The 9,648-nt window shown below is 54.3% G+C and carries 8 protein-coding genes; all 8 read left to right on the top strand.

Annotation, left to right across the window (positions count from 1 at the left end; genetic code table 11):
• Positions 1-1,148 (top strand): UDP-N-acetylmuramoyl-L-alanyl-D-glutamate--2,6-diaminopimelate ligase (murE, locus tag C0K55_RS11115; RefSeq protein WP_105263358.1); only part of this gene is annotated, 1,148 nt, incomplete at its 5' end.
• Positions 1,145-2,503 carry a UDP-N-acetylmuramoyl-tripeptide--D-alanyl-D-alanine ligase gene (gene murF, locus C0K55_RS11110; RefSeq protein WP_001517742.1) on the top strand — a complete coding sequence of 453 codons (1,359 nt, stop codon included), beginning with the start codon at positions 1,145-1,147 and terminating at the stop codon, positions 2,501-2,503. The genes murE and murF, both read left to right, overlap by 4 nt.
• Positions 2,497-3,579, top strand: coding sequence for a phospho-N-acetylmuramoyl-pentapeptide-transferase (gene mraY / locus C0K55_RS11105; RefSeq protein WP_000964135.1), 1,083 nt, complete (start codon positions 2,497-2,499; stop codon positions 3,577-3,579). The genes murF and mraY overlap by 7 nt, the downstream gene beginning before the upstream one ends.
• A 2-nt stretch (positions 3,580-3,581) precedes the next feature.
• Positions 3,582-4,898, top strand: coding sequence for a UDP-N-acetylmuramoyl-L-alanine--D-glutamate ligase (gene murD / locus C0K55_RS11100; RefSeq protein ID WP_105266408.1), 1,317 nt, complete (start codon positions 3,582-3,584; stop codon positions 4,896-4,898).
• Positions 4,898-6,142: a cell division protein FtsW gene (gene ftsW / locus C0K55_RS11095; protein ID WP_001517743.1), complete on the top strand. Its 1,245-nt coding sequence runs from the start codon at positions 4,898-4,900 to the stop codon at positions 6,140-6,142. The genes murD and ftsW overlap by 1 nt, the downstream gene beginning before the upstream one ends.
• Positions 6,139-7,206, top strand: a complete 1,068-nt coding sequence (gene murG / locus C0K55_RS11090; protein ID WP_000016580.1) for an undecaprenyldiphospho-muramoylpentapeptide beta-N-acetylglucosaminyltransferase — start codon at positions 6,139-6,141, stop codon at positions 7,204-7,206. Before ftsW ends, murG begins: the two co-directional genes overlap by 4 nt.
• Positions 7,207-7,259: 53 nt before the next feature.
• On the top strand, positions 7,260-8,735 hold the full coding sequence (murC, locus tag C0K55_RS11085; RefSeq protein ID WP_001096039.1) for a UDP-N-acetylmuramate--L-alanine ligase: 1,476 nt from the start codon (positions 7,260-7,262) through the stop codon (positions 8,733-8,735).
• A complete protein-coding gene (gene ddlB, locus C0K55_RS11080; RefSeq protein WP_000130029.1) occupies positions 8,728-9,648 on the top strand; it encodes a D-alanine--D-alanine ligase in 921 nt (306 codons plus the stop codon). Before murC ends, ddlB begins: the two co-directional genes overlap by 8 nt.

Genomic DNA, 9,648 nt, shown 5'->3' with positions numbered 1-9,648 from the left:
TAACGGGCACCAACGGTAAAACCACAACGACTCAGCTTCTGGCGCAATGGAGCCAACTGCTTGGTGAAACCAGCGCGGTAATGGGCACTGTTGGTAACGGCCTGCTGGGTAAAGTGATCCCGACGGAAAATACCACCGGTTCGGCAGTCGACGTTCAGCATGAGCTGGCGGGGCTGGTGGATCAGGGCGCGACTTTTTGCGCAATGGAAGTTTCCTCACACGGGCTGGTACAGCACCGTGTGGCGGCATTGAAATTTGCGGCGTCGGTCTTTACTAACTTAAGTCGCGATCACCTTGATTATCATGGTGATATGGAACACTACGAAGCGGCGAAATGGTTGCTTTACTCCGAACATCATTGCGGTCAGGCGATTGTCAACGCTGATGACGAAGTAGGCCGCCGCTGGCTGGCAAAATTGCCGGACGCGGTTGCCGTGTCGATGGAAGAAAATATCAATCCGAACTGTCATGGCCGCTGGTTGAAAGCGACTGGCGTGAACTATCACGACAGCGGTGCGACCATTCGCTTCACCTCAAGCTGGGGCGATGGGGAAATAGAAAGCCGCCTGATGGGCGCATTCAACGTTAGTAACCTGCTGCTGGCGCTGGCGACGCTGCTGGCGCTCGGTTACCCATTAGCTGACCTGCTGAAAACCGCCGCGCGTCTGCAACCGGTTTGCGGACGTATGGAAGTGTTCACTGCGCCAGGCAAACCGACGGTTGTTGTGGATTATGCTCACACTCCGGATGCGCTGGAAAAAGCCTTGCAGGCTGCGCGCCTGCACTGTGCGGGTAAGCTGTGGTGCGTCTTCGGCTGTGGCGGCGATCGCGATAAAGGCAAGCGCCCACTGATGGGGGCGATTGCTGAAGAGTTTGCCGACGTGGCGGTGGTAACGGATGACAACCCGCGTACTGAAGAGCCGCGTGCCATCATCAACGATATTCTGGCGGGGATGTTAGACGCCGGACATGCCAAAGTGATGGAAGGGCGCGCAGAAGCGGTAACGTGCGCCGTTATGCAGGCGAAAGAAAATGATGTCGTGTTGGTCGCGGGTAAAGGCCATGAAGATTACCAGATTGTCGGTAATCAGCGTCTGGACTACTCCGATCGCGTCACGGTGGCGCGTTTGCTGGGGGTAATCGCATGATTAGTGTAACCCTTAGCCAACTGGCGAATATTCTCAACGGCGAACTGAAAGGGGCTGATATCACCCTTGACGCCGTAACCACCGATACCCGTAAATTGACGCCTGGCTGTCTGTTCGTCGCCCTGAAAGGCGAACGTTTCGATGCCCATGATTTTGCCGACCAGGCGAAAGCTGGAGGGGCAGGCGCGCTGCTGGTTAGCCGTCCGCTGGATATCGACCTGCCACAGTTAATCGTTAACGATACGCGTCTGGCATTTGGTGAACTGGCAGCATGGGTTCGTCAGCAAGTTCCTGCTCGTGTGGTTGCCCTGACCGGTTCCTCCGGTAAAACCTCTGTGAAAGAGATGACCGCGGCGATTTTAAGTCAGTGTGGCAACACGCTTTATACGGCTGGCAATCTCAACAACGACATCGGCGTGCCAATGACGCTGCTGCGTTTAACGCCGGAATACGATTACGCGGTCATTGAGCTTGGCGCTAACCATCAGGGCGAAATTGCCTGGACTGTTAGCCTGACCCGTCCGGAAGCCGCACTGGTCAACAATCTGGCGGCTGCGCATCTGGAAGGTTTCGGCTCGCTTGCGGGTGTCGCGAAAGCGAAAGGCGAAATCTTTACCGGCCTGCCAGAAAACGGTATCGCTATCATGAATGCCGATAACAACGACTGGCTGAACTGGCAGAGTGTGATTGGCTCACGCAAAGTGTGGCGTTTTTCGCCAAATGCCGCCAACAGCGATTTTACCGCTACCAATATCCATGTGACTTCACATGGTACTGAATTTACGCTGCAAACCCCAACAGGTAGCGTCGATGTTCTGCTGCCGCTGCCGGGGCGTCACAATATCGCAAATGCGTTGGCTGCCGCGGCGCTCTCCATGTCCGTGGGTGCAACGCTTGATGCCATCAAAACGGGACTGGCAAATCTGCAAGCTGTTCCTGGTCGTCTGTTCCCCATTCAACTGGCGGAAAACCAGTTGCTGCTCGACGACTCCTACAACGCCAATGTTGGCTCAATGACCGCCGCAGTTCAGGTACTGGCTGAAATGCCGGGTTATCGCGTGCTGGTGGTTGGTGATATGGCCGAGCTGGGTGCTGAAAGTGATGCCTGTCATGTCCAGGTGGGGGAAGCGGCGAAGGCGGCTGGTATTGACCGCGTGTTAAGCGTGGGCAAGCAAAGCCATGCTATCAGCACCGCCAGCGGTGCTGGCGAACATTTTGCTGATAAATCCGCGTTGATTACGCGTCTTAAATCACTGATTGCAGAGCAACAGGTGATTACGATTTTAGTTAAGGGTTCACGTAGTGCTGCCATGGAAGAGGTAGTACGCGCTTTACAGGAGAATGGGACATGTTAGTTTGGCTGGCCGAACATTTGGTCAAATATTATTCCGGCTTTAACGTCTTTTCCTATCTGACGTTTCGCGCCATCGTCAGCCTGCTGACTGCGCTGTTCATCTCATTGTGGATGGGCCCGCGCATGATTGCTCATTTGCAAAAACTCTCCTTCGGGCAGGTTGTTCGTAACGATGGCCCTGAATCACACTTCAGTAAGCGCGGCACGCCGACCATGGGTGGGATCATGATCCTGACTGCGATTGTCGTCTCCGTGATCTTGTGGGCTTATCCCTCCAACCCGTATGTCTGGTGCGTACTGGTGGTGCTGGTCGGTTACGGCATTATTGGTTTTGTTGATGACTATCGCAAAGTCGTGCGCAAAGACACCAAAGGTTTGATCGCGCGCTGGAAGTATTTCTGGATGTCGGTGATTGCGTTGGGCGTTGCTTTCGCACTTTATCTTGCAGGAAAAGACACGCCAGCAACGCAACTGGTGGTGCCGTTCTTTAAAGATGTGATGCCGCAGTTAGGCTTGTTTTATATCCTGCTGGCGTATTTTGTGATTGTCGGTACGGGCAACGCGGTAAACCTGACCGATGGCCTCGACGGTCTGGCCATTATGCCGACCGTCTTTGTCGCAGGTGGTTTTGCACTGGTGGCCTGGGCTACCGGCAACATGAACTTTGCCAGCTACTTACATATACCGTATCTGCGACACGCCGGGGAGCTGGTTATCGTCTGCACCGCGATAGTCGGGGCAGGGCTGGGCTTCCTGTGGTTTAACACCTATCCCGCGCAGGTCTTTATGGGCGACGTTGGTTCGCTGGCGTTAGGTGGCGCGTTGGGCATTATCGCTGTGCTGCTGCGTCAGGAATTCCTGCTGGTGATTATGGGGGGCGTGTTTGTTGTCGAAACCCTGTCGGTTATTTTGCAGGTCGGCTCCTTTAAACTGCGCGGGCAACGTATTTTCCGCATGGCGCCGATCCATCACCACTATGAACTTAAAGGCTGGCCGGAACCGCGTGTCATCGTGCGTTTCTGGATTATTTCGCTGATGCTGGTCCTGATTGGTCTGGCAACGCTGAAGGTGCGTTAATCATGGCTGATTACCTGGGTAAAAATGTCGTCATTATCGGCCTGGGCCTCACCGGGCTTTCCTGCGTAGACTTTTTCCTTGCTCGCGGCGTGACGCCGCGCGTTATGGATACGCGTATGACACCGCCTGGCCTGGATAAATTACCCGAAACGGTAGAACGTCATACTGGCGGTCTTAATGATGAATGGCTGATGGCGGCAGATCTTATTGTCGCCAGCCCCGGCATTGCGCTGGCGCATCCATCCTTAAGCGCCGCTGCCGATGCCGGAATCGAAATCGTTGGTGATATCGAACTGTTCTGCCGCGAAGCGCAAGCGCCGATTGTGGCGATCACGGGTTCTAACGGCAAAAGTACGGTCACCACCTTAGTGGGCGAAATGGCGAAAGCAGCAGGTGTTAACGTTGGCGTAGGTGGCAACATTGGTCTGCCAGCGTTGATGTTACTTGATGATGAGTGCGAACTGTACGTGTTGGAACTGTCGAGCTTCCAACTGGAAACAACCTCCAGTTTACAGGCGGTGGCAGCGACCATTCTGAACGTAACTGAAGATCATATGGATCGTTATCCGTTTGGTTTGCAACAGTATCGTGCGGCAAAACTGCGCATTTACGAAAATGCGAAAGTTTGCGTGGTTAATGCCGATGATGCCTTAACGATGCCGATCCGCGGTGCGGATGAACGTTGCGTCAGCTTTGGCGTCAACATGGGTGACTATCACCTGAATCATCAGCAGGGCGAAACCTGGCTGCGGGTGAAAGGTGAGAAAGTGTTGAACGTGAAAGAGATGAAGCTTTCAGGGCAACATAACTACACCAATGCGCTGGCGGCACTGGCGCTGGCGGATTCCGCAGGGTTACCGCGAGCCAGCAGCCTGACAGCGCTAACGACTTTTACCGGTCTGCCGCATCGCTTTGAAGTGGTGCTTGAGCACAATGGCGTACGCTGGATTAACGACTCGAAAGCTACCAACGTCGGCAGTACGGAAGCCGCGCTAAACGGCTTGCATGTTGACGGTACGCTGCACTTGTTGTTAGGCGGCGATGGCAAATCGGCGGATTTTAGTCCGCTGGCGCGCTATCTGAATGGCGATAACGTTCGTCTGTATTGCTTCGGTCGCGACGGTGCGCAGTTAGCGGCTTTACGCCCGGAAGTGGCTGAACAAACCGAAACCATGGAGCAGGCGATGCGTCTATTGGCTCCGCGCGTGCGACCGGGAGATATGGTTCTGCTCTCTCCGGCCTGTGCCAGCCTCGATCAGTTCAAGAACTTTGAACAACGGGGCAATGAATTTGCTCGTCTGGCGAAGGAGTTTGGTTGATGCGTTTATCTTTCCCTCGCCTGAAAATGCCGCGTCTGCCGGGATTCAGTATCCTGGTCTGGATCTCCACGGCGCTGAAGGGCTGGGTGATGGGCTCGCGGGAAAAAGATACCGACAGCCTGATCATGTACGATCGTACCTTGCTGTGGCTGACCTTCGGCCTCGCGGCGATTGGCTTTATCATGGTGACCTCGGCGTCAATGCCCATCGGGCAACGCTTAACCAACGATCCGTTCTTCTTCGCGAAGCGTGATGGTGTTTACCTGATCCTGGCGTTCATTCTGGCGATCATTACGCTGCGCCTGCCGATGGAGTTCTGGCAGCGCTACAGCGCCACAATGCTGCTCGGGTCAATCATCTTGCTGATGATCGTGCTGGTGGTGGGTAGCTCAGTTAAAGGGGCATCGCGTTGGATCGATCTCGGCCTGCTGCGTATTCAGCCTGCGGAACTGACTAAGCTGTCGCTGTTTTGCTATATCGCCAACTATCTGGTGCGCAAAGGTGACGAAGTGCGTAATAACTTGCGCGGCTTCCTGAAACCGATGGGGGTGATTCTGGTACTGGCAGTGTTGCTGCTGGCGCAGCCTGACCTCGGTACGGTGGTGGTGTTGTTTGTGACCACGCTGGCGATGCTGTTCCTGGCGGGGGCGAAATTATGGCAATTCATTGCCATTATCGGCATGGGGATTTCAGCGGTTGTGTTGCTGATCCTCGCTGAACCATACCGTATTCGCCGCGTTACCGCGTTCTGGAACCCGTGGGAAGACCCGTTCGGCAGCGGCTATCAGTTGACGCAATCATTGATGGCGTTTGGTCGTGGCGAATTGTGGGGGCAAGGTTTAGGTAACTCGGTACAAAAACTGGAGTATCTGCCGGAAGCGCATACTGACTTTATTTTCGCCATTATCGGAGAAGAACTGGGGTATATCGGTGTGGTGCTGGCGCTTTTAATGGTATTCTTCGTCGCTTTTCGTGCGATGTCGATTGGCCGTAAAGCGTTAGAAATTGACCACCGCTTTTCTGGTTTTCTCGCCTGTTCAATTGGCATCTGGTTTAGTTTCCAGGCGCTGGTTAACGTAGGCGCGGCGGCGGGGATGCTACCGACCAAAGGTTTGACATTGCCGCTGATCAGTTACGGTGGTTCGAGTTTACTGATTATGTCGACAGCCATCATGATGCTGTTGCGTATTGATTATGAAACGCGTCTGGAGAAAGCGCAGGCGTTTGCACGAGGTTCACGATGAGTGGTCAAGGGAAGCGATTAATGGTGATGGCTGGCGGTACTGGCGGACATGTGTTCCCCGGGCTGGCGGTTGCGCACCATTTAATGACCCAGGGGTGGCAAGTTCGCTGGCTGGGTACTGCCGATCGTATGGAAGCGGACTTAGTGCCGAAGCACGGTATTGAGATCGACTTTATTCGTATCTCCGGCCTGCGTGGTAAGGGGATCAAAGCATTACTCGTGGCTCCGCTGCGTATCTTTAACGCCTGGCGGCAGGCGCGGGCAATTATGAAAGCTTACAAGCCTGATGTGGTGCTCGGGATGGGCGGCTACGTTTCCGGGCCAGGTGGTCTGGCAGCATGGTCGTTAGGCATTCCGGTTGTACTTCACGAACAAAACGGCATTGCAGGCTTGACCAATAAATGGCTGGCGAAAATTGCCACCAAAGTGATGCAGGCGTTTCCAGGCGCTTTCCCCAATGCGGAAGTGGTTGGTAACCCGGTGCGTACCGATGTGCTGGCGCTGCCGTTACCGCAGCAACGTTTGGCCGGGCGTGAAGGCCCGATTCGTGTGTTGGTGGTGGGTGGTTCGCAGGGCGCGCGTATTCTTAACCAGACAATGCCTCAGGTCGCAGCAAAGCTGGGCGATACGGTAACTATCTGGCATCAGAGTGGCAAAGGTTCGCAACAATCTGTTGAACAGGCTTATGCCGAAGCGGGGCAACCGCAGCATAAAGTGACAGAATTTATTGATGATATGGCGGCGGCCTATGCATGGGCGGATGTCGTTGTTTGCCGCTCCGGCGCGTTGACGGTGAGTGAAATCGCCGCGGCGGGGCTACCGGCATTGTTTGTGCCGTTTCAGCATAAAGACCGCCAGCAATACTGGAATGCGCTGCCGCTGGAAAAAGCGGGCGCAGCCAAAATTATCGAGCAACCGCAACTTACTGTGGACGCTGTCGCCAACACCCTGGCCGGGTGGTCGCGAGAAACCTTATTAACCATGGCAGAACGCGCCCGTGCTGCATCCATTCCGGATGCCACCGAGCGAGTGGCAAATGAAGTGAGCCGGGCTGCCCGGGCGTAATTGTGGCGATGCCTTTTGCATCGCATGAATTTGAGAAGTTAATGGCGTAAAGAATGAATACACAACAATTGGCAAAACTGCGTTCCATCGTGCCCGAAATGCGTCGCGTTCGGCACATACACTTTGTCGGCATCGGTGGTGCCGGTATGGGCGGTATTGCCGAAGTTCTGGCCAATGAAGGGTATCAGATCAGTGGTTCCGATTTAGCGCCAAATCCGGTCACGCAGCAGTTAATGAATCTGGGGGCGACGATTTACTTCAACCATCGCCCGGAAAACGTGCGTGACGCCAGCGTGGTCGTTGTTTCCAGCGCGATTTCTGCTGACAATCCAGAGATTGTTGCTGCCCATGAAGCGCGTATTCCGGTTATTCGTCGTGCGGAAATGCTGGCTGAGTTAATGCGTTTTCGTCATGGCATCGCCATTGCCGGGACACACGGTAAAACCACCACCACCGCGATGGTTTCCAGCATCTACGCAGAAGCGGGCCTCGACCCGACCTTCGTTAACGGTGGGCTGGTAAAAGCGGCGGGTGTTCATGCGCGTTTAGGTCACGGGCGTTACCTGATTGCCGAAGCGGATGAGAGCGACGCATCGTTCCTGCATCTGCAACCGATGGTGGCGATTGTCACCAATATCGAAGCCGATCACATGGATACCTACCAGGGTGACTTCGAGAATTTAAAACAGACTTTTATTAATTTTCTGCACAACCTGCCGTTTTACGGACGTGCGGTGATGTGTGTTGACGACCCGGTGATCCGTGAGTTGTTACCGCGCGTTGGCCGTCAGATTACCACTTATGGTTTCAGTGAAGATGCTGACGTTCGTGTGGAAGATTATCAGCAGATTGGCCCGCAGGGGCACTTTACGTTGCTGCGCCAGGACAAAGAGCCGATGCGCGTTACTCTGAATGCGCCAGGCCGTCATAATGCGCTGAACGCTGCCGCTGCGGTTGCGGTCGCCACGGAAGAGGGGATTGACGACGACGCTATTCTGCGTGCGCTGGAGAGCTTCCAGGGAACCGGTCGTCGCTTTGATTTCCTCGGTGAGTTTCCGCTGGAGCCGGTCAACGGTAAAAGCGGTACAGCAATGCTGGTCGATGACTACGGCCACCATCCGACAGAAGTGGATGCCACGATTAAAGCGGCGCGTGCTGGCTGGCCGGATAAAAACCTGGTGATGCTGTTTCAGCCGCACCGTTTCACCCGCACTCGTGATCTGTATGACGATTTTGCCAATGTCCTGACCCAGGTCGATACCTTATTGATGCTGGACGTTTATCCGGCTGGCGAAGCACCGATTCCGGGAGCGGACAGCCGTTCGTTGTGTCGTACAATTCGTGGACGTGGGAAAATTGATCCCATTCTGGTGCCTGATCCGGCGCAGGTAGCCGAGATGTTAGCACCGGTATTAACTGGTAACGACCTGATTCTTGTGCAGGGGGCGGGTAATATCGGAAAAATTGCTCGTTCTTTAGCTGAAATCAAACTGAAGCCGCAAACTCCGGAGGAAGAGCAACATGACTGATAAAATCGCGGTCCTGTTGGGCGGGAACTCCGCAGAGAGAGAAGTTTCTTTGAATTCTGGTGCTGCAGTGTTAGCCGGGCTGCGTGAAGGCAGTATCAACGCGCATCCTGTCGATCCGAAAGAAGTCGACGTGACGCAACTGAAGGCGATGGGCTTTCAGAAAGTATTTATCGCTCTGCACGGGCGCGGCGGTGAAGACGGCACATTGCAGGGCATGCTCGAGCTGATGGGGCTACCTTATACCGGCAGCGGGGTGATGGCATCTGCGCTTTCAATGGATAAACTACGCAGCAAATTGCTGTGGCAGGGAGCAGGTTTACCGGTAGCGCCGTGGGTGGCATTAACCCGCGCAGAATTTGAAAAAGGCCTTAGTGATAAGCAGTTAGCAGAAATTTCTGCCTTAGGTTTGCCGCTTATTGTCAAGCCGAGTCGCGAAGGTTCCAGCGTTGGAATGTCAAAAGTAGTAGCAGAAAATGCTCTACAAGATGCATTAAGATTGGCATTTCAGCACGATGAAGAAGTATTGATTGAAAAATGGCTAAGTGGGCCGGAGTTCACGGTTGCGATACTCGGTGAAGAAATTTTACCGTCAATACGTATTCAACCCGCCGGAACCTTCTATGATTATGAGGCAAAGTATCTCTCTGATGAGACACAGTATTTCTGCCCCGCAGGTCTGGAAGCGTCACAAGAGGCCAATTTGCAGGCATTAGTGCTGAAAGCATGGACGACTTTAGGCTGCAAAGGATGGGGGCGTATTGACGTCATGCTGGACAGTGATGGACAGTTTTATCTGCTGGAAGCCAATACCTCACCGGGTATGACCAGCCATAGTCTGGTGCCGATGGCGGCGCGTCAGGCGGGGTTAAGCTTCTCGCAGTTGGTAGTACGAATTCTGGAACTGGCGGACTAA

Origin of the sequence: Escherichia sp. MOD1-EC6098 (genome assembly GCF_002965865.1) — a bacterium.
Classification (GTDB): domain Bacteria; phylum Pseudomonadota; class Gammaproteobacteria; order Enterobacterales; family Enterobacteriaceae; genus Escherichia; species Escherichia marmotae.
This window is presented reverse-complemented; position numbering and strand designations above follow the sequence as displayed.

What these genes read in the sequence shown, in the direction of transcription:
- murF (WP_001517742.1), top strand. Translation starts at nt 1,145, where the DNA reads ATGATTAGTGTAACCCTTAGCCAACTGGCGAATATTCTCAACGGCGAA.
- ddlB (WP_000130029.1), top strand. Translation starts at nt 8,728, where the DNA reads ATGACTGATAAAATCGCGGTCCTGTTGGGCGGGAACTCCGCAGAGAGA.
- murD (WP_105266408.1), top strand. Translation starts at nt 3,582, where the DNA reads ATGGCTGATTACCTGGGTAAAAATGTCGTCATTATCGGCCTGGGCCTC.
- mraY (WP_000964135.1), top strand. Translation starts at nt 2,497, where the DNA reads ATGTTAGTTTGGCTGGCCGAACATTTGGTCAAATATTATTCCGGCTTT.
- murC (WP_001096039.1), top strand. Translation starts at nt 7,260, where the DNA reads ATGAATACACAACAATTGGCAAAACTGCGTTCCATCGTGCCCGAAATG.
- murG (WP_000016580.1), top strand. Translation starts at nt 6,139, where the DNA reads ATGAGTGGTCAAGGGAAGCGATTAATGGTGATGGCTGGCGGTACTGGC.
- ftsW (WP_001517743.1), top strand. Translation starts at nt 4,898, where the DNA reads ATGCGTTTATCTTTCCCTCGCCTGAAAATGCCGCGTCTGCCGGGATTC.